The sequence below is a fragment of the Xanthomonas sp. NCPPB 1062 genome, from assembly GCF_041481705.2.
Classification (GTDB): Bacteria; Pseudomonadota; Gammaproteobacteria; order Xanthomonadales; family Xanthomonadaceae; genus Xanthomonas; species Xanthomonas euvesicatoria.
The window spans coordinates 2,168,874-2,190,052 of record NZ_CM192987.1 but is presented as its reverse complement, the minus strand read 5'-3'; the positions used below and the strand labels follow the sequence as shown (position 1 = coordinate 2,190,052).

Sequence of the window (21,179 nt, the reverse complement as noted above, 5' to 3'; positions counted from 1 at the left end):
GTTGCACCATGAAGATCATGCACATGCTGGGCGTCCTGGTGCTGGTGGCCGCATTGGCCCTGCTCGCCTTGGGTGGCGTGGGCTATAACGGCCAACGCGGCCTGCTCGATGCGATTGCCGCACAGGTCATCTCCTCCGATGCGCTGCGCAACCATATGCAGGCGGACATGATGCACGACGCCCTGCGCGGCGATGTCACCGCAGCGTTGCTTGCTGCCTCCACGAAAGACGATAAAGCCGTGTCGGCCGCGCGCAGCGCATTGGGCGAACACGCCGGCGAATTCCGCCAGTCGCTGGCAGCCAACCGCAAACTGCCGCTGGCCCCCGCATTGCGCGCCGATCTGGACGCGGTGACGCCGGCACTGCAGGCCTATATCGCATCCGCCGACCAGGTGGTGAAGATGGCCGAAACGCATGCGGACAGCGCAGCGCCCTACGCGGATTTCAACGACAAGTTCGGCCAGCTTGAAACCCGCATGGGCACCATCAGCGAGCGCATCCTGGCCTTGAACGAGGCCAGTCGCCGCCAGGCCGAGCAATACAGCCACCGCGTGATGTGGCAGCAGGGTAGCGCCGTGGTGCTGGCATTGGTGTGCCTGGCGCTGGCGGCCGGCTGGATTCTGCGCTCGGTATTCGGCCTGCTTGGCGGCGAGCCGCAACTGGCCATGGCGGCCGCGCAACACATCGCCGAAGGCCGCCTGGACCAACCGATCCCGGTCGCCGCAAAGCACTCGCGCAGCCTGATGGCCGCATTGGCGCGCATGCAGCGCGACCTGCGCGAGCGCCTGGAGCGCGAGCGTAGCATCGCAGCCGAAAACCTGCGCATCCGCACCGCACTGGATAACGCTTCCACCGGCATGTACATCGCCGACCCGGACCTCACCATCATCTACGCCAATAGTGCGCTGCAAAACCTGCTGCACACCTACGCAGACGATATCCAGGCCTGCGCGCCCGCGTTCAATCGCACCGCCAACCTGGTCGGCCAACCGGTCTCGCTGCTGGAAGTGGGCAACGCACAGGACGCGGAGATCTATCAGCGCCTGGACCGCCAGGGCGCTGCCCAGCGCGAGGTGCAGTACCGCAGCGCCTGCATCGCTCAGAACGTTTCGGCAATTCGCGACGAGGCCGGCGCGCATCTGGGCTTTGTCTGCGAGTGGCGCGACCGCACGGCCGAGGCGCGCGTGGAAATCGACGTTGCCGACGTGGTGCGTAGCGCCGCTGCCGGCGATCTATCCAAGCGCATCGACAGTACCGGGAAACAAGGCTTTTTCCTGCAACTGGCGCAACAGCTCAATGCCTTGCTCGATGCCAACGCGGTCAGCATCGCCGAAGTGTCGCGCCTGCTCAGCGCGCTGGCCGACGGCGACCTGAGTGCGCGCATGCAGGGCCAGTTCCATGGCGTTTTCGCCACGATGCGCGACGACGCCAATACCACCGCCGAGCAACTGGCGCTGGTGATCGGGCGTATCCAGCAGGCCGCCGGCAGCATTCATACCGCCTCCAGCGAAATTGCCGCCGGCAACAACGACCTGTCGCAGCGCACCGAACAACAAGCGGCCAATCTGGAAGAGACTGCCGCCTCGATGGAAGAGCTCACCTCCACCGTCAAACAGAATGCTGAAAGCGCACGCCAGGCCAACCAGTTGGCGATCGGTGCGGCTGGTGTGGCTTCGCAGGGCGGCGCGGTGGTGGCCCAGGTGGTCACCACCATGTCCGGCATCGAAGTCTCATCGAAAAAGATTGCCGAGATCATCAGCGTGATCGACGGCATCGCGTTCCAGACCAACATCCTGGCGCTCAACGCCGCCGTGGAAGCGGCGCGCGCCGGCGAGCAGGGCCGCGGTTTCGCAGTGGTCGCCTCCGAGGTGCGCACGCTGGCGCAGCGGTCGGCCGGTGCCGCGAAAGAGATCAAACATCTGATCGACGATTCGGTGAGCAAGGTCGCCGAGGGCTCGCAGCTGGTCCATCAGGCCGGCACCACCATGGCCGATATCGTCGCCAGCGTGCAGCGCGTCACCGACATCATGGGCGAGATCGCTGCCGCGTCGCAGGAACAGTCGTCGGGCATCGAGCAGGTCAATCTCACCATCACCCAGATGGATGAGGCGACCCAGCAGAACGCCGCATTGGTGGAAGAAGCCACTGCCGCTGCGCGCACCATGGAGGACCAGGCCAGCCAGCTGGCGCACGCAGTGTCGCGCTTTACCCTGGCCGATGCGCCGCAGGCGCAGGCTGCAATGCCTCTGGCCACAACGCCCACCGTGGTCGCCGTTGCCCGGGCAAGCAAGCCCAGCACGCGTGCGCCGAGCGCTCGCAAGCCGGCAGTGAACGCGTCCGCCGCCACCGCCGGCAACGAGAGCCAGTGGCAGGACTTCTGAGCAAGACCGGTGCGCGACGGCGGCCCGGATCTGGCGCCGTGACGCAGAGCGCTGTTTAGCGGCCCTGCGACTCGGCCACATCGCCGCGACTGCTGTATTGCGGCGTTTTCGCGTAATCGGCAGGCGCTTGCCTGCCCGTTAATACTTCACAACTAAAGAAGTTGGGGTTTCAGCCGTTAGCTTGCTGGATAACGCCACTAGGCAATGTTCCGGAGCAAGTGATGAATAAGTTCAACGACTGGCCAATCCGCCGCAAACTCATGTTTGCCTTCTGTCTGAGTGCCGTGCTCACCGCATTACTGGGCGGTTTGGGCTTTTCGCGCATGAAGCAGATGCAGAGCGAAACCACCTTGATCAACCAGGACGTGGTGCCGGTGTTGAGCCGCCTGTCCGAGTTGCGCGGTTTTGCCGGCGAATTCCGCGTCTACGAAGTGGGCCAGTTCCTCAACCTGGAAGACCCGGAGCGCTACGCGTATTTCTTCAAGCGCATGGATGAAATCCAGGCCAAGTACGCCGACACCCAGAAGCAGCTGGACGCCAAGATCGATGCGGCCTCGCCGTTGAAGGCCGAGTACGCCAGGCTCACCGATGCCAGCGCCCGCTATTTCGCCGCCAACCAGCAGCTGCGCAAGCTCTATGCAGAGCCCGACCGCGCCGCTGCGATGGAGTTCTCGCGCAAGCAATCGGGCGAGATCCGCAAGGAACTGTTCGCCTCGGTGGACAAGCTGTATGCACAGCAGTCCAAGGCGCTGGGCGACATGGTGACTGCCAGCGCCAGCTCGTTCAAGCTGACCAGCGCCGTGCTGCTGATCGGCACCTTGCTGATGGCCGCCCTGTCGGTGACCTTCGGTTGGTTGATCGCGCGCAGCATCACCAGCCCGCTTGCCAAGGCGCTGGGCGCCATCCAGGCGGTCTCGCGCGGCGATCTGGGCGTGCAGGTCGGCAAGACCAGCAAGGACGAGATCGGCCAGATGCTGGAAGCCACCGGTGGCATGACCCAGATGCTGCGCCGTTTCTCCGACGAAACCGCGCGCATGTCGCACCTGCATGCTGCCGAAGACATCACCCACCGCATGCCGGAAGATTTCCCCGGCGTGTACGGCAACCTTGCCACCGGCATCAACACGATGATCTTCGAGCATCTCGACGCCATCATCGATGCGGTGCGCATCCTCAATCAATATGCCCAGGGCGACCTGAGCGAAGATGCGCGTCGCCTGCCGGCCAGCCGCGCGGTGCTGCATGAAGCGATGGATGCGGCCAAGGCCAGCTTGTTGTCGATCAACACCGAGATCAAGCACCTGGCGCAGGCGGCCGCCTCCGGCGATTTCAGTGCGCGTGGCGATGCGCAGCGCTTCAAGTACGACTTCGCCGTGATGGTGTCGGATCTGAACTCGATGATGGAAGTCAGCGACCGCAACCTGGGCAAGCTGTCGCAGCTGCTCGGCGCCGTGGCCGAGGGCGACCTGACCGCGCGCATGGACGGGCAATTCCACGGCGTGTTCGCACGGCTGCGCGACGACGCCAACGCGACCACCCAGCGCCTGACCGACATCGTGGGCCGCATCAAGCACTCCACCCTGGCGATCAACACGGCCGCCGGCGAGATTGCCGCCGGCAACAACGACCTGTCGCAACGCACCGAGCAGCAGGCGGCCAACCTGGAAGAAACCGCCGCTTCGATGGAAGAGCTCACCTCCACCGTCAAGCAGAACGCCGAGCACGCGCGTCAGGCCAACCAGCTGGCCATCGGCGCGGCAGGCGTGGCATCGCACGGCGGCAACGTGGTCGGCCAGGTGGTCACCACCATGTCCGGCATCGAAACCTCGTCCAAGAAGATTGCCGAAATCATCAGCGTCATCGACGGCATCGCGTTCCAGACCAACATCCTGGCCTTGAATGCCGCGGTGGAAGCGGCGCGTGCCGGCGAGCAGGGCCGTGGCTTTGCCGTGGTGGCCTCGGAAGTACGCACGCTGGCGCAGCGTTCGGCCGGTGCAGCGAAGGAGATCAAGGGCCTGATCGACGACTCGGTCAGCAAGGTGGCCGAAGGCTCGGCACTGGTGAATCAGGCCGGCAGCACCATGGCCGAGATCGTTTCTTCGGTGCAGCGTGTCACCGACATCATGAGCGAAATCTCTGCCGCCTCGCAGGAGCAGTCGGCCGGCATCGAGCAGGTCAACCAAACCGTCACCCACATGGACGAGGCCACCCAGCAAAACGCCGCGTTGGTGGAAGAAGCCACCGCCGCTGCACGCTCGATGGAAGAGCAGGCGCAGCAACTCACCGAAGCGGTAGCGCTGTTCCGCCTCTCGGCCGAACTGGAAGCGGTCACCCGCGCAACGCCGGTGGTACGCCAGATCGCCGCCAAGCGCCCGGTGGCGGCCAGCACGCCTGCCACCAAGCCGCACGCCGCGCGCCCGACAGGCCGCGCCGCAGTGGCAATGGCACCGTCCAACGAATCCGACTGGTCCGAGTTCTAAGCGCGCGAGACGGCTGCGCTCACCGCCAGGTGGGCGCGACCGGTGCCGGGTTTGGCAAGTACCACGTAGGTATGCGGATCCTGAAGTCTGTCTCCGAGCGCAGGACTATTCGCCATGTTGTACGGCCATTCAATCAGCCGCATGGCCTTGGAAAGGTAACTGTTATCGAAGCCGCGCCCTCAAAAAGCGCGGCTTTCATTTTGGCGCACACTCGAAAACAGACTCTTCAGTACGATTCAATATAATTTTAGATAAATTTTATATTTGAATTAAATTTATACTGTAGAGCCCGCATTGCCGACCATAATCCACGGGAAAACTCCGACAGAATAAAAATTTATTTCACAAGCCTAACTTGAGTTATATTTTTTTTGATATCGAGGTATTCAGTAGATACCCTCAGGCGCCGTTATTGGGCATAGCGAGACGTCAGATTGCACTCGACTGGCGTTTCTGCATCGCTCGCTTTTATCGCGCAACGCTTGCCAGGAACCTTGTCATGACCTCACTTCTTCAACGTTACAACGTCGGCCCACGTCTAGCGGCCGCCTTCGCTGTGCTGATTGTGCTGTCGGGCCTGATCGCCTTGATCGGTTATCGCGGATTGACGTCAGCACGTGCTTTGGTCGACGGCATCGTGAACCAGAACATGGCGAAGATTCGCCTGTCCAACGACATGATGAACGCCAATTTCATTATCGGCACGCAGCTGCGCAATCTGGTATTGCCTACCAGCGATGAAGAGAATCGCCAGTTCGTTGCCAAGATCCAGTCTGCGCGTGCCGACTACACCAAGGCGCGCGAAGCGTTGTATGCCATGCCGGCCTCGGAGCAAGGCAAGATCCTGCGTACGGAGATCGACGCCCGCCGCGCCGAAGTCAAGGGTTTGAATGACAAGGTCATGGATCTGGTGATGACCGGTCACAGCGACGAAGCACTTCCCTTTCTGCTGAACAAGGCGGCGCCCGCCATGCAGGTCTGGCAGGACAAAATTGCCGAAAACATTGCCCTGCAGGAAAAGCAGGCAGCCGATGCATCGGCTGTCGCATTCAAGTCCATGGACGACTCGCGCAAGCTGCTGATCGGCGGCTCGCTGCTGGTCGTGCTGCTGAGCGGCGCGCTGGGCGTGCTGATCACCCGTAGCCTGACCCAGCCGCTGAGCCGCGCGACCCGCGCCGCCGAATCCATCGCCGGCGGCCAGCTGGACAACGACGTGGACACCCAGTTCAACGACGAGGCCGGGCGCCTGCTCAAGGCGATGAGCAAGATGCAACAGCAGTTGCGCAATCTGCTCAGCGCGCAGACCGACATGGCCCGTCGCCATGATGAAGGCCAGATCAGCTTCCGCATCGATGCCGAGGCGTTCCCAGGCGAATACGGACGCATGGCCAGCGATACCAACAATCTGGTCGCATCGCATATCGCGGTGAAGTTGAAGCTTGCGCAGATCATGGGCCGCTACGCGATCGGCGATCTCAGCGAGGACATGGACAAGCTGCCCGGCGAAAAGGCCGTGCTCACCGACACCATGGCGCAGGTCAAATCCAACCTGTCGGCGATGAACCATGAAATCAAGCACCTGGCGACATCGGCGGCCAATGGCGACTTCAGTGCCCGCGGCGATGCAGAGCGGTTCCAGTACGACTTCCGCGTGATGGTGGACAGCCTCAACACCTTGATGGCTACCGCCGACGGCAACCTGCAATCGCTCTCTGGCTTGTTGCAGTCGATCGCTGCCGGCGACCTCACCGCCCGCATGAGCGGTGAATTCCACGGCGTGTTCGCGCAGATGCGCGACGATGCCAATGCCACCGCCACGCAGCTGGCCGAGATCGTCAGCGGCATCAAGGCCTCGGCCACGTCGATCAGGGGTGCGGCAAGCGAAATCGCCGCCGGCAATCAGGACCTGTCGCAGCGCACCGAGCAGCAGGCTGCCAACCTGGAAGAAACCGCTGCCTCGATGGAAGAGCTCACCTCCACCGTCAAGCAGAACGCCGAAAGCGCACGCCAGGCCAACCAGCTCGCCATCGGCGCGGCCAGCGTGGCCTCGCAGGGCGGCGAGATCGTCAGCAAGGTGGTCGGCACCATGAGCGGGATCGAAGCCTCGTCCAAGAAGATCGCCGACATCATTTCCGTCATCGACGGCATCGCGTTCCAGACCAATATCCTGGCCTTGAACGCGGCAGTGGAAGCCGCACGCGCCGGCGAACAGGGCCGTGGCTTTGCGGTCGTGGCTTCGGAAGTGCGCACCCTGGCGCAGCGCTCTTCGGGCGCGGCGAAGGAGATCAAGGACCTGATCGACGACTCCGTGCAGCGGGTGGCCGAAGGCTCGGTACTGGTACACAGCGCCGGCACCACCATGGGCGAGATCGTGGCCAGCGTGCAGCGCGTCACCGACATCATGGGCGAGATTTCCGCGGCCTCGCAGGAGCAGTCGGCCGGGATCGAGCAGGTCAACCAGACCGTGACCAGCATGGACGAAACCACCCAGCAGAACGCCGCGCTGGTGGAAGAAGCCACCGCTGCAGCACGCGCAATGGAAGAACAAGCCCAGCAACTGACCGAAGCGGTGGCACTGTTCCGTCTGTCGGCGGACATGGAAACGGTAACCCGCACCGCGCCGGCGGTGCGCCAGATTGCCGCCAAGCGTCCGGTTGCGGTGAGCAAGCCTGCAATCAAGCCGCCTGTCGCACGCCCGACGGCACGCGCCGCCGTCGCGTCGGTCGCAAACGACGCGTCCAATTGGGCCGAGTTCTAATACTGGCCCAGGGGCTGCACCTGGACACCGCGCTCGCTGGCGAGCGCGGTGTTTTTTTATGGGCAGTGTTTCTGGCGCCAGGCGCATTGCCGGGCATCACATGCGTCGCGGCAGCACGGCCGCATGGGTCTTGCGCACACGCAAAAAAACCTCCGGTGGCGCCTGCACTGACGCCCCGTCCCGGCTTTGCATGCGCTTGATCAGACCGGGGTGCCATCGCCAACAGCCCGCATCGGCAGAGTCCCGGTTTTTTCGAACATAAATGCCATCGAAACCGTGTGATTAATTTGTGACGACGCCCTTCAGTCGAGCGTGGTTGCGCCGCTAGCTATGTCAGCAACGAGGCACGCCTGCGAGCGCGAAAACGCCTCACTGCACTATGCCACCACACGGCCGATCGCGGGGGGCCGAACGGATGGCTCCCCACTACTCAGATTGTCACCAGCTCAAGGCACATTCGATGAAACAGCTAAGTCTTTCGACACAACTGGCACTGGGTTCGGCACAGTTGTTCTTGTGCTCTTGATCGTCGCAACGGTAGGGCTACGTGGGCAGTCCCAGCTGTCGGACGCGGTGGCCATGAACGACCACACCTATCAGGTCATCGGCACCGGCCGCGCCATGTCCATTGCCACGGTCAACATCGAGACGGGCGCGCGCGGCTTTTTGCTGTCCGGGCAGGAAACGCATCTCACGCCGTACAACAACGGCAAGGTGCAGTTCGAACAGGAATTCACCAACGCCAAGACCTTGACCGCCGACAACCCGGTTCAGCAGGAACGCCTGCAGCGCCTGCATGCGGCGTATGAGCAGTTCATGGGCTTTGAGGACAACCTGATCGCGCTGCGTGGCAAAAGCAGCGATACAGAGCTGTCCGCATTGCTGACGCAATTCAAGGCCGGCCATGAGCGCGTGGCGATGGGGCAGATCCGTCAGCTGCTGGTCGACTTCGAAGCGCAGGAAAACGAATTGCTGGTCAAGCGCAGCGCAACCTTGAAGGCCGCCAAGGCCAGCAGCCGTTGGTCGATGATCATCGGCAGCGGCGTCGCGGTGCTGGTGGCGCTGGCCAGCGGCTGGCTGATCCGTCGTCGCCTGATCAATCGCCTGGGTGAGGCCTCGCACGTGGCCGATTCGATTGCCGCCGGCAACGTGTCCATCAGCGTGGACAGCAGCGGCACCGACGAGACTGGTCGCCTGCTCGCCAGCATGAGCAAGATGCAGCAGCAGTTGCAGAAGGTCTTGCACGGCCAGCAGGAAATGAAGCGCCGGCACGATCAGGGCGAGCTGAACTTCCGCCTGGACGAAGCAGCGTTTCCTGGCGACTACGCCACCATCGTGCGCGGCAACAACGACCTGGCCGCCTCGCATGTGGCCGTGATGATGCGGTTGGCGCAGATCATGGGCCAATACGCTGTCGGCGACCTGCGCGAAGACATGGAAGCCCTGCCCGGCGACAAGGCCGTGCTCAGCGACACCATGGCCAAGGTCAAGGGCAACCTGTCTTCGGTCAATCACGCCATCAAGCACCTTTCCCAATGCGCCGCCAATGGCGACTTCAGCGCCCGCGGCGATGCCGAGAATTTCCAGCACGACTTCCGGGTGATGGTGGAAAGCCTCAACACCTTGATGGCCACTGCCGACGGCAACCTGCAATCCCTCTCGGGCTTGTTGCAGTCGATCGCTGCCGGTGACCTCACCGCCCGCATGAGCGGCGAGTTCCATGGCGTGTTTGCACAGATGCGCGACGATGCCAATGCCACCGCCGTGCAGCTGGCCGAAATCGTCACCGGCATCAAGGCGTCGGCCATCTCGATCAAGGCCGCTGCCAGCGAGATCGCTGCCGGCAACAGCGACCTGTCGCAGCGTACCGAACAGCAGGCTGCCAGCCTGGAAGAAACGGCCGCCTCGATGGAAGAGCTCACCTCCACCGTCAAGCAGAACGCCGAAAGCGCACGCCAGGCCAACCAGCTCGCCATCGGCGCGGCCAGCGTGGCCACCCAGGGCGGTGAGATCGCCGGCCAGGTGGTCGAAACCATGGCCGGCATCGAGGCCTCGTCCAAGAAGATCGCCGATATCATCTCCGTCATCGACGGCATCGCCTTCCAGACCAATATCCTGGCCTTGAACGCGGCGGTGGAAGCGGCACGTGCCGGCGAGCAAGGCCGCGGCTTCGCCGTGGTGGCTTCCGAAGTGCGCACGCTGGCGCAGCGCTCTTCCGGCGCCGCCAAGGAGATCAAGGACCTGATCGCCGACTCGGTCGAACGTGTGGCCGCCGGTTCGGTGCTGGTCAATACCGCTGGCAGGACCATGGGCGAGCTGGTGACCAGCGTGCAGCGGGTCACCGACATCATGGGCGAGATCTCTGCCGCCTCGCAGGAACAGTCGGCCGGCATCGAACAGGTCAACCAGACCGTCACCCAGATGGACGAAACCACCCAACAGAACGCCGCGCTGGTGGAAGAAGCCACTGCCGCCGCGCGCTCGCTGGAAGAACAGGCGGTCGGATTGACCGAGGCCGTGGCGGTCTTCAAGACCGAGCAAGGCACCACCAGCACGGTCCGCACGGCATCCGTCGCCAAGGCGGCGCCGGCCGTGCGCGCCAAGCTGACCTCGATCGGCGGCAGCGCTGCCGCCAAGCCGCGCGCAGTTGCTGCATCGACGACCGTCGACACCAGCTGGCAGGAGTTCTGATCAGCACGCACTGGCGTCGGTGGGAGTGCTCACTGATGCCGTGCGCCAGGCAGCCGCTCCACACATCAGTCGTTGCAACACGCAGGGCCCGAGCCAGCATATGCAACCCGCATGCGCTGGCTCGGGCCCTCATTGCATTGATGGGCGCCGCTGGCGATGGGCCAGACTGCTGCGCCCTGGAGGGCGTCGACTGCCAGCGCGAACCGCCAGGGCGACACGCGCCTGCAGCCGGCACGCGTCGGCTGATTTGACCCTTTCTGATCGGTCGCTTCCCAAAGACCCACTGGAACATCAGCCGCAAGGTGGCATTGGCGCCCCGACCGGCGTGCATGTCGAGCGCCCTTCCCTTCGCGCGCGTTCATCGCCGCTGCACCTCGCCCGGCAGGCCTTGCATCGGCAAGCGTCGCTGCCCGCTTCCGTGAACGATGCCAGCTATAACAAACGCTAAATAGCGAGCTCAAGTATACGACCAGGTCGCCGCTACCTGCCCTGCAATCGGGACGGAGCCGACGCGCGCCAGCAGCGCCAGCGCCAGGCGTCGTGCGGCCGACCTAGCTTGCAGCGGGTGCCGACCGTGATCGCGAGGCCGCCGCCGTTGCCTCCAAGCGCCTCCCTCTCCTCCTTCCCGGCAGGTATGTTTCATGATCGGCTTTCTCCAACGCTATAACGTCGGTACCCGCCTTTCCGCAGCGTTCGGCTTTCTGATCCTGTTGTCCTGCGGCCTGGTGGTCGCGGGCCTGATGACCTTGGCGCAAGCGCGCGGGCGCATGGATTCGATCGTCAAGCGCAACATGACGATCCTGGAATATGTCGGCGAGATGCGCAGCGCCAGTGCGGACATTGCAGTCAACCTGCGCAACATCGTGCTGCCGACCACGCAGGAAGAGAACATCGGCTTCGCAAAAATCGTCGAGCAGCAGCGGCAGTACTACAGCGACATCCACGACAAGCTGTACGCCATCCCGCCGTCCGACGCCAATGGTGCGGCAATGCGTCGGCAAATCGATCTTGCCCGCGAAAAGGCGCGTGTCGCCAATCAGCAGGTGCTGGACCTAGGCATGAACGGCAAGCCCGACCAGGCGCTCAGGGCGCTGATGCAGCAGGCCGCACCGGCAAACCAGCAATGGCAGGACGCGCTCAATGCATATGCCGCACGCCAGCGCAGCCGTGGCGCGGCGGCCTATGCCGATGCAAACACCGCGATGGATCGTGGCCGGGCATTGCTGATCGCCGGCGGCCTTGCGGTGATCTTGGTCAGCAGCCTGCTGGCCTGGTGGATCACCCGCAGCCTGACCCAGCCGTTGAGCCGTGCCACCCGTGCCGCCGAGGCCATCGCCGAAGGTCGCCTGGACAGCGACGTGCACACCACCGCCACCGACGAGCCCGGCCGGCTGCTCAGCGCCATGGCCAGGATGCAGACGCAGTTGCAGCGTTTCTCCGGCGAAACCACGCGGATGATCGCGCTGCACGCCGACAAGGACATGACGCACCGCATGCCGCAGGACTTCCCCGGCGTGTACGGCGAGCTGAGCAAGGGCATCAACACGATGATGTTCGAGCACCTGGACGCCATCGTCGATGCCATCGAAGTGCTCAACGAATACGCCCGCGGCGATCTGCGCCGCGATGCACGGCGCCTGCCGGGCAGCCGCGCGGTGCTGCACGAATCGATGGATGCTGCCAAGGCCAGCCTGCTGGCGATCAATACCGAGATCAAGCGCCTGGCCAGCGCGGCTGCGGCCGGCGACTTCAGCGCACGCGGCGATGCGCAGCGGTTCGAGCACGATTTCCTGCGCATGGTGCAGGACCTCAACGCGATGATGGAGGTCAGCGACACCAGCCTGGTCACCTTGTCGTCGGTGTTGCAGTCGATCGCCGCCGGCGATCTCACCGCCCGCATGCACGGCAACTTCCACGGTGTATTCGCCAAGATGCGCGACGACGCCAACGCCACCACCGAGCAGCTCACGCGCATCGTGGTGCGGATCCAGGGCGCGGCCGGCAACATCAGCGCAGCCACCGGCGAAATCGCCGCCGGCAACCAGGACCTGTCCCAGCGCACCGAACAACAGGCCGCCAACCTGGAAGAAACCGCTGCCTCGATGGAAGAGCTCACCTCCACCGTCAAGCAGAATGCCGAAAGCGCACGCCAGGCCAACCAGCTTGCCATCGGCGCCGCCCGCGTTGCAGCGCAAGGCGGGCAGATCGCCAGCAAGGTGGTCGAGACGATGAGCGGAATCGAGTCTTCGTCCAGGAAGATCGCCGACATCATCAGCGTCATCGATGGCATCTCGTTCCAGACCAACATCCTGGCGCTCAACGCCGCGGTGGAGGCGGCGCGCGCCGGCGAACAAGGCCGCGGCTTTGCCGTGGTGGCCAGCGAAGTGCGTACGCTTGCGCAGCGCTCCACCGCAGCGGCCAAGGAGATCAAGAGCCTGATCGACGATTCGGTGCAGCGCGTGGCCGAAGGCTCGCTGCTGGTGCACAGCGCCGGCACCACCATGGCCGAAATCGTGACCAGCGTGCAGCGCGTCACCGACATCATGGGCGAGATCTCCGCGGCCTCGCAGGAGCAGTCGTCGGGCATCGAGCAGGTCAACCAGACGGTCACCCAGATGGACGAAACCACCCAGCAGAACGCCGCGCTGGTGGAAGAAGCCACTGCCGCCGCACGCGCGCTGGAAGAACAGGCGCTCGGATTGACCGAGGCCGTGGCGGTCTTCAAGACCGACAGCAGTGATGCATCGCAGGCATCGCGTGCAGCCTCACGACGCCCGGCAGCAGCGCCCGCGCTTTCGGCCAGGGCGGCGGCAGCCGGCCGCGCTCCTGCCGCCACGCTGCGCGCCGTCGTCGCTGCGCCCAGCAACGACAGCAGCTGGCAGGAGTTCTGAACAGATCGCCAGCACTGACTGAACCGGACGGGTCGGCAGCGCTGCCGACCCGTTAAAGGCGTACACGTCGTTAGCCGATAGCCTGCTTACATCCATGAGACGCATCAATGACCACCTCACCCACGCTGTCGCCGCAGACCATTCCCGCTTCGCCACGCCGCTGGACCAGCCGTTGGGACGACCTGGCCATCGCCAGGAAACTCGGCATCATCGGCGTGCTTGCGTTGGTGGGGCTGGTCATTCCGGTGCTGCTCTATAGCGGCAAGCTCAATGAAAGCGTCGCCATCAGTAGCAACGAATTGCGCAGCTACGCGCCGCTTGGCCAAATGCTGGGCCTGATCACCGACCTGCACGCAGCCCATGTGGATAGCGGCAGCGCCGCCAAAGACGCCGCGCAGCGCGCCGAGCGCGATCTCGCCCAGCTGCTCGCCACCACGGCCGGCATGCCCGGCTTCGAACGCAGCCAGAAGCAATTGCTGGCCTTGCAGCAGCGCCATGTTGCCGGTGCCGCCGCAGAAGGCTACGCCGCCGTGAGCGAGCAGGCCTTCGCCGCGCTCGATGCATTGCGCGACGACAGCCAGCTGGTCTACACCCCGTACATCGAGAGCTACCACCTGGTGGTGTCCACGCTGATCTACAGCCCCGAGACCACCGAATCGCTGACCCGTCTGGACGCCGCCAGCGACCCCTCGCAGGCGGGCGACAGCCGCGCCATGCTGCGCGAGCAGCTCGATCAACTTGACCGAAACCATGTGCGTTTCCGCCATGAACTGGACAAGGCGATGGGCTTGTTGGAACAGCCCGACCCTGCGCTGGCCGATGCCGCCAAGGCCGAAGCGACCCAGGCAAGCGCCGCACTGGCTGCACTGGGGTCCGCCCTGGACGGCAGCGATGCCAAGGCAGACGCACAGTGGAATGCCGCACTCGATGCGCTGGGCCAGACCATGCGGGACCTCAGCAACGTGTCCCTGCAAGCGCTGCAGCGGCAATCCGAACGTCACCTGGTCGACGCACGCAACGCGATGTGGCAAGCGATCGCCGGCCTATCGGTGCTGGCGCTGCTGATCGCCGCGCTGTGCTGGTACACCTTGTCGCGCCTGACCCGCAATGTGCGCCGCGCCGCGACGGTGGCCGCCAATATCGCGCAGGGTCGGCTGGACGATCAGGTCAGTGCCGCCGGCCGCGACGAAACCGGTCAATTGCTCGACACCATGCGCCAGATGCAAGGGCAACTGCAGCGCGTGCTCAGCGCGCAAAGCGAAATGGCGCAGCGCCACGATGCCGGCCAGATCAGCTACCGCATGCAGGCAGACAGTTTCCCCGGTGCCTACGCCACCATGGTGCACGACACCAACGCGCTGGTGGGCTCGCACATTGCCGTCAAGATGAAGCTTGCGCAGATCATGTCGCGCTATGCCATCGGCGACCTGAGCCAGGACATGGAGCGCCTGCCTGGCGAAAAGGCCGTGCTCACCGACACCATGGATACCGTCAAGGCCAACCTGTCGGCGATGAACAGCCAGATCAAGCTGCTTGCGCAGGCCGCAGCCAATGGCGATTTCAGCGTGCGCGGCGACGCACAGCGCTTCCAGTACGATTTCCGCGCGATGGTGGACAGCCTCAATCACTTGATGGCTACCGCCGATTCGAATCTGCACGCGCTCTCGACGGTGTTGCAGGCGATTGCGGCGGGCGACCTCACCGCCCGCATGCACGGCGATTTCCATGGCGTGTTCGCGCGCATGCGCGATGACGCCAATACCACCGTGACCCAGCTGGCCAATATCGTCGGGCGCATCCAGCAGTCCACCAATGCCATCAACGATGCCGCCAGCGAAATTGCCACCGGCAATCAGGACCTGTCGCAGCGCACCGAACAGCAAGCGGCCAATCTGGAGGAAACCGCTGCCTCGATGGAAGAACTCACCTCCACCGTACGCAACAACGCCGAGCATGCGCGCCGCGCAAACCAGCTGGTGGTCGGTGCGGCCACGGTCGCCTCGCAAGGCGGTGCGGTGGTGGGTGAGGTGGTGGGCACCATGGCCGGCATCCAGACTGCATCCAAGAAGATCGCCGACATCATCAGCGTCATCGACGGCATCGCCTTCCAGACCAATATCCTGGCCTTGAACGCGGCGGTGGAAGCGGCACGCGCCGGCGAGCAGGGTCGTGGCTTTGCCGTGGTGGCCAGTGAAGTGCGCACGCTGGCGCAACGCTCGGCCGGCGCGGCAAAAGAGATCAAGCACCTGATCGAGGACTCGGTCAGCCGGGTCGAACACGGCAGCCAGCTGGTGGGCCAGGCCGGTCGCACCATGCAGGACATCGTCGATTCGGTGCAGAACGTCACCACCATCATGCATGAGATCAGCGAGGCCTCGCAGCAGCAGTCGCAAGGCATCGAACAGGTTGGCCAGACCGTCGCGCAGATGGACCAGGCCACCCAGCAGAACGCCGCGCTGGTGGAAGAAGCCACCGCCGCCGCCCGGTCGATGGAAGAACAGGCGCAGCAATTGCGCGATGCGGTCTCGGTGTTCCAGTTGCAGGCCGGGTCTGCGCATCGCCGCCTGGGCCACGCTGCCTGAGGCAACGCCTGGCGGTCGATCGGCCCCTGGGACGCTGCGCGCACGCCTGCGTCCCACCTTGGTCACTGCCCGCTGCCTGCATCGGTCAGGCACGGCGCAACGGCCGCACATCCTCAACGTGCACGCGCTTCGCCCAGTGCGATCGGCAGAGCGCTATTGCCAGCGCGCCGGCGTCGAGCGGCCCTGCGCGGGCGCAGATCCAAGCCACACATGCCAAACCGCCCTGGACCCAGACACCTGATGGGCTGTCAGGCCTGTGAGCAGGAAGTGAAGGCGCGATCTTCCAGAGCCCCAGGGATGCCCCGTTTGACAGGCATTTCCAGGCGGTTGTGCACACCAGGCTCACCTCGGTGACGCCAACCCATACGCGTCCGGGCTAGCGAGTTCAGCAGCACCGACAGGGCGCCGTTACCAACCTCAAGCACGTGTACCTGCCCTGCAATCGCTGGCGTTGCGACCTTTTGATGTCGCAACGCTCGATGGATCGGTTCGACGCATGCCCGCATCGGCGCCACCAGCGTACCCAGTACGCCTCCCCGCCCTGCGCACTGCCCCTTTCCTGCCCATCGCCCTCGAGATCCCAACATGATTGCTCTTCTTCAACGCTACAACGTCGGCAAGCGCCTGGGCTTCGCCTTCGGCACGCTGATCCTGCTGTCCTGCGCCCTGGTCGTCGCTGGCCTGTATACGCTGGCGCAGGCGCGCCAAAGCCTGGATACGCTCGCTAATCGCAACATGGTGATCGTCCAGCGGCTGCAGGAAATGAACAACGCGGTGTCGGTCATTGCCGTGCAGCTGCGCAACATCGTATTGCCGACGCCAGACGAAGAAAATCAACACTTCGTGGCGATCATCCAAGAGCAGCGCCGCATCTACAAGCAAGCACACGACAAGCTCTACACCTTCTCGGCAACGCCTGTAGCTCAGGCGCTACGTGAGAGGATCGATGCCAACAACCAGGCCGCCCGCGCGCTCAACCAGCAGGTGATCGACCTGGACCTGGCCGGCAAAACCGACGAAGCGATGCCCTTGCTGTTGCAGCGTGCCGCACCGGCCACGCAGGCATGGCAGGACGCGCTGCTGGAGTATTCGGCGCTGCAGCGCCAACGTGCCCAGGAAGCCAATGCGCTGGCCACCACGGCGATGGCCCGCGGGCGAGCCATGTTGATTGGTGGCGGCCTGGCGGTGGTGCTGATCAGCGGCTTGCTGGCATGGCTGATCACCCGCAGCCTGGTGGTTCCGCTGACGCGCGCCACGCGCGCGGCCGAAGCCATTGCCCAAGGCAACCTGGACAACGACGTCAGCGCGAACTCCAACGACGAGACCGGTCGCCTGTTGCATGCCATGGACAACATGCAGGGCCAGCTGCGCAATCTGATTGCCGCACAGCTGGGCATGGCCAAGCGCCATGAAGAAGGCCAGATCAGCTTCCGCATGGATGCCGGCGCATTCCCGGGCGATTTCGGCCGCATGGCCAATGACACCAACGAATTGGTGGCCGCGCACATCAAGGTGAAGATGCAGACCATCCACCTGATCGAGCGTTATGCCATCGGCGACCTGTCCGAAGACATGCAGCAGTTGCCCGGCGAGAAGGCGGCCATCACCGCGGCAATGAACCAGGTCAAGCACAACCTGTCGACCATGAACACCGAAATCAAGCAGCTGGCGCAGGCTGCGGCCAACGGCGACTTCACCGCGCGTGGCAATGCCGAGCAGTTCCAGTTCGATTTCCGCATCATGGTGGAAAGCCTCAACACCTTGATGGCCACCGCCGACGGCAACCTGCAATCGCTTTCTGGCTTGTTGCAGTCGATCGCTGCCGGCGACCTCACCGCCCGCATGAGTGGCCAATACCAGGGCGTGTTCGCGCAGATGCGCGACGATGCCAATGCCACCGCAGAACAACTCGCCAGCATCGTCGGCCGCATCCAGATCGCAGCCGACGCGATCGGCCTGGCCTCGGGCGAAATCGCTTCCGGTAACCAGGATCTGTCGCAGCGTACCGAACAGCAGGCCGCCAACCTGGAAGAAACCGCCGCCTCGATGGAAGAGCTCACCTCCACCGTCAAGCAGAACGCCGAGCACGCCAGCCAGGCCAACCAGCTCGCCATCGGCGCCGCTGCGGTGGCCTCGCAAGGCGGCGATGTGGTGGCCAAGGTGGTCACCACCATGTCCGACATCCAGGGCTCGTCCAGGAAGATCGCCGAGATCATCAGCGTCATCGACGGCATCGCATTCCAGACCAATATCCTGGCCTTGAATGCGGCGGTGGAAGCGGCGCGCGCCGGCGAACAGGGCCGCGGCTTCGCCGTGGTCGCCTCCGAGGTGCGCACGCTGGCGCAGCGTTCGGCCGGTGCTGCCAAGGAGATCAAGCACCTGATCGACGACTCGGTCGAAAAGGTCACGCAAGGCGCAACCCTGGTCGATCAGGCCGGTACCACCATGGCCGAGATCGTCGCCAGCGTGCAGCGCGTCACCAACATCATGGGCGAGATCTCCTCGGCTTCGCAGGAACAGTATGCAGGTATCGAGCAGGTCAACCAGACCGTGACCCAGATGGACGAAACCACCCAGCAGAACGCCGCATTGGTGGAAGAAGCCACCGCCGCCGCACGCGCAATGGAAGAACAGGCGCAGCAGCTGACAGAAGCGGTGGCGGTCTTCAAGGTGGCTGCGCATGCACCGGTGGCACGTCGGTTGTCGGCCATTGCCAGCGCACCGGCCAATGCCCGCTTCGCGCCGCGCCCGGCAGCACGCGTCACCCCGGCGGCCGCATCGCCACGTCGCACTCCTGCGGGCAACGCCACATCGGCCGCAGAGTTGGGCGATTGGCAGGAGTTCTGATCGCAAAGGCAGCGTCACGCACGGCAGTCGGTTGCGAACGACTGCCGTGTTTATTCCTGAGAACCAGCTGTATCAAGCGTCCGAGCTCACTCAATCGATTGCAGGCAGCGCCGATAACGCTGCTTTGGCGACAAGCAACGTGAGCGCAATGCGTTTTTCCAGCCTGTCAGCGCAACCGCATTCCACCTTTTAGAGCCGAGCGATTCCATGAACTCTCTTCTGCTGCGTTTCAATGTCGGGCCGCGCCTGGCTGCCGCCTTCACCGTGCTGATCCTGCTGTCCGGGTTCATCGCCTTCATCGGCTATCGCGGGCTGACCTCTGCACGTGCGCTGGTGGATGCCCTGGTGCACCAGAACATGACCAAGATCCGCCTCTCCAACGACATGATGAATGCCAACTACGTCATCGCCGCGGAGCTACGCAATGTCGTGTTGCCGACCAGCAACGAAGACAATCTGAAATTCATCGAATCCATCAAGCAGGCGCGCGCCGACTACGCGAAGGCGCACGATGCGCTGTACGCCATCCCGTCTTCGCCGCAGGGCATCGGCATCCGTACCGAGATCGACCGCCTCGGGCAGCCGGTGCGTGACTTGAACAACCAGGTCGTCGACCTGGTGATGTCTGGCCACAGCGATCAAGCATTGCCGCTGATGCTTACCCAGGCCGCACCGGCGATGCAGAAATGGCAGGACAAGATCGGCGAGAACATCGCCCTCCAGGACAAGCTCGCCTCCGAAGCAGCCGAAGTGGCATTGCAGTCCATGGACGATTCGCGCAAGTTGCTGATCGGCGGTTCGCTGATGGTGGTATTGCTGAGCGGCACTCTGGGCTTGCTGATCACCCGCAGCCTCACCCGGCCGCTGAGCCGCGCCACCCGCGCTGCCGAAGCGATCGCCGAGGGCAAGCTCGATAACGCCGTGCATAGCGATGCCAGCGACGAAATCGGCCGTCTGCTCCAGGCCATGGACAAGATGCAGTCGAAGGTGCGCAACCTCATTACCGCCCAGCTGGACATGGCCAAGCGCCACGATGCCGGCCAGGTGAGCTTCCGCATGGATGCCGGCGTGTTCCCCGGCGACTACGGCCGCATGGCCGGCGACACCAATGCGCTGGTCGACAGCCACATCCAGGTCACCGCGCGCCTGGCGCAGATCATGGGCCGCTATGCGATCGGCGACCTCAGCGACGACATGGACGCCCTGCCCGGCGAACAGGCCAAACTCACCGAGACCATGGCGCAGGTCAAACACAACCTGGCCGCGATGAATCGGCAGATCAAGCAGCTGGCGCAAGCCGCTGCGGCCGGCGACTTCAGTGCGCGTGGCGACGCAGCGCGGTTCCAGTACGACTTCCGCATCATGGTCGAGAGCCTCAACCAGCTGATGGCCACTGCCGATGGCAGCCTGCAAGCGTTGTCGGGCATGTTGCAGGCCATTGCTGCGGGCGATCTCACTGCGCGCATGGATGGCCAATTCCAGGGTGTGTTTGCGCAGATGCGCGACGATGCCAATGCCACGGTCACGCAACTGGCCGGTATCGTCGGGCATATCCAGACCTCGGCGGTCTCGATCAATGCGGCGGCCAGCGAAATTGCCGCCGGCAACAACGACCTGTCACAACGTACCGAACAGCAGGCCGCCAACCTGGAAGAAACCGCTGCCTCGATGGAAGAACTCACCTCTACCGTCAAGCAGAATGCCGAAGGCGCACGCCAGGCCAATCAACTGGCGATCGGTGCGGCCAGCGTGGCGTCGCAAGGCGGCGAGGTCGTCGGCAAGGTCGTCGATACCATGGCGGGCATCCAGGCCTCGTCGAAGAAGATCGCCGACATCATCTCCGTCATCGACGGCATCGCGTTCCAGACCAATATCCTGGCCTTGAATGCGGCGGTGGAAGCGGCACGTGCCGGCGAGCAGGGCCGCGGCTTTGCCGTGGTGGCCAGTGAAGTGCGTACGCTGGCGCAGCGTTCCTCAGCCGCCGCCAAGGAGATCAAGGACCTGATCGGCGACTCGGTGCAGCGCGTCACCGACGGCTCGCAGCTGGTGGACCAGGCTGGGCGCACCATGGCCGAAATCGTCTCATCGGTGCAGCGCGTCACCGACATCATGGGCGAAATTTCCGCTGCCTCGCAGGAGCAATCGGCCGGCATCGAACAGGTCAACCTCACCGTCACGCAGATGGATGAGGCCACCCAACAGAACGCTGCCCTGGTGGAAGAAGCCACTGCCGCCGCGCGCGCGATGGAAGAACAGGCACAGCAACTCACCGAAGCGGTGGCGGTCTTCAAGGTCGATGCGAACGCACCGGTGGCACGCAAGTTGTCAGCCATAGCCAGCGCTGTGAGCCACCAGCGGCCGGCGACGCGCCCGGCTGCACGTGCCGCCGTGGCCGCGGCGACACCGCGGCGCGTGGCAGTGAGTGCAACCACGTCGACCGTTGGCGATGGCAATTGGCAGGAGTTTTAAGCGACGGCGCCGGAGCCCACCGGTCGCCGGCAGTGGCGGGCGACCGGCACCGCCAGCGGGATCGTTTTTAGTCGCGGTGG

General features: G+C 64.2%; 8 protein-coding genes and 1 pseudogene. All 9 read left to right on the top strand.

The annotated features are described in order from the left end of the window. Positions 1–8: 8 nt before the first annotated feature. The 9 genes and pseudogenes from ACCQ16_RS09680 to ACCQ16_RS09640 all read left to right on the top strand — a co-directional run bounded on the left by ACCQ16_RS09680 (position 9) and on the right by ACCQ16_RS09640 (position 21,099). Positions 9–2,381 carry a methyl-accepting chemotaxis protein gene (locus ACCQ16_RS09680; RefSeq protein ID WP_277573127.1) on the top strand — a complete coding sequence of 791 codons (2,373 nt, stop codon included), beginning with the start codon at positions 9–11 and terminating at the stop codon, positions 2,379–2,381. A 221-nt stretch (positions 2,382–2,602) separates the two neighbouring features. Then, positions 2,603–4,861, top strand: a complete 2,259-nt coding sequence (locus ACCQ16_RS09675; RefSeq protein WP_057680735.1) for a methyl-accepting chemotaxis protein — start codon at positions 2,603–2,605, stop codon at positions 4,859–4,861. Between the two features lie 499 nt (positions 4,862–5,360). After that, positions 5,361–7,619, top strand: coding sequence for a methyl-accepting chemotaxis protein (locus tag ACCQ16_RS09670; RefSeq protein ID WP_277573128.1), 2,259 nt, complete (start codon positions 5,361–5,363; stop codon positions 7,617–7,619). A gap of 579 nt (positions 7,620–8,198) precedes the next feature. Further along, entirely contained in the window at positions 8,199–10,310 is a 2,112-nt protein-coding gene (locus ACCQ16_RS09665; protein WP_277573129.1) for a methyl-accepting chemotaxis protein, read from the top strand. A 156-nt stretch (positions 10,311–10,466) separates the two neighbouring features. Then, positions 10,467–10,758, top strand: a pseudogene (locus ACCQ16_RS09660) (hypothetical protein). Positions 10,759–10,951: 193 nt separating this feature from the next. After that, positions 10,952–13,201 carry a methyl-accepting chemotaxis protein gene (locus tag ACCQ16_RS09655; RefSeq protein ID WP_029819317.1) on the top strand — a complete coding sequence of 750 codons (2,250 nt, stop codon included), beginning with the start codon at positions 10,952–10,954 and terminating at the stop codon, positions 13,199–13,201. 107 nt (positions 13,202–13,308) lie between these two features. Further along, entirely contained in the window at positions 13,309–15,783 is a 2,475-nt protein-coding gene (locus tag ACCQ16_RS09650; RefSeq protein WP_277573130.1) for a methyl-accepting chemotaxis protein, read from the top strand. 585 nt (positions 15,784–16,368) lie between these two features. Continuing rightward, positions 16,369–18,630, top strand: coding sequence for a methyl-accepting chemotaxis protein (locus ACCQ16_RS09645; RefSeq protein ID WP_277573131.1), 2,262 nt, complete (start codon positions 16,369–16,371; stop codon positions 18,628–18,630). Between the two features lie 207 nt (positions 18,631–18,837). Further along, complete coding sequence (locus ACCQ16_RS09640) at positions 18,838–21,099, top strand: methyl-accepting chemotaxis protein (RefSeq protein ID WP_372380327.1); 2,262 nt, start codon at positions 18,838–18,840, stop codon at positions 21,097–21,099. The last annotated feature ends 80 nt before the right edge of the window (positions 21,100–21,179 follow it).

Excerpts from the sequence above, each read along its gene's own strand:
- ACCQ16_RS09675 (WP_057680735.1), top strand. The coding sequence starts at position 2,603 with ATGAATAAGTTCAACGACTGGCCAATCCGCCGCAAACTCATGTTTGCC.
- ACCQ16_RS09640 (WP_372380327.1), top strand. The coding sequence starts at position 18,838 with ATGAACTCTCTTCTGCTGCGTTTCAATGTCGGGCCGCGCCTGGCTGCC.
- ACCQ16_RS09680 (WP_277573127.1), top strand. The coding sequence starts at position 9 with ATGAAGATCATGCACATGCTGGGCGTCCTGGTGCTGGTGGCCGCATTG.
- ACCQ16_RS09645 (WP_277573131.1), top strand. The coding sequence starts at position 16,369 with ATGATTGCTCTTCTTCAACGCTACAACGTCGGCAAGCGCCTGGGCTTC.
- ACCQ16_RS09665 (WP_277573129.1), top strand. The coding sequence starts at position 8,199 with ATGAACGACCACACCTATCAGGTCATCGGCACCGGCCGCGCCATGTCC.
- ACCQ16_RS09655 (WP_029819317.1), top strand. The coding sequence starts at position 10,952 with ATGATCGGCTTTCTCCAACGCTATAACGTCGGTACCCGCCTTTCCGCA.
- ACCQ16_RS09670 (WP_277573128.1), top strand. The coding sequence starts at position 5,361 with ATGACCTCACTTCTTCAACGTTACAACGTCGGCCCACGTCTAGCGGCC.
- ACCQ16_RS09650 (WP_277573130.1), top strand. The coding sequence starts at position 13,309 with ATGACCACCTCACCCACGCTGTCGCCGCAGACCATTCCCGCTTCGCCA.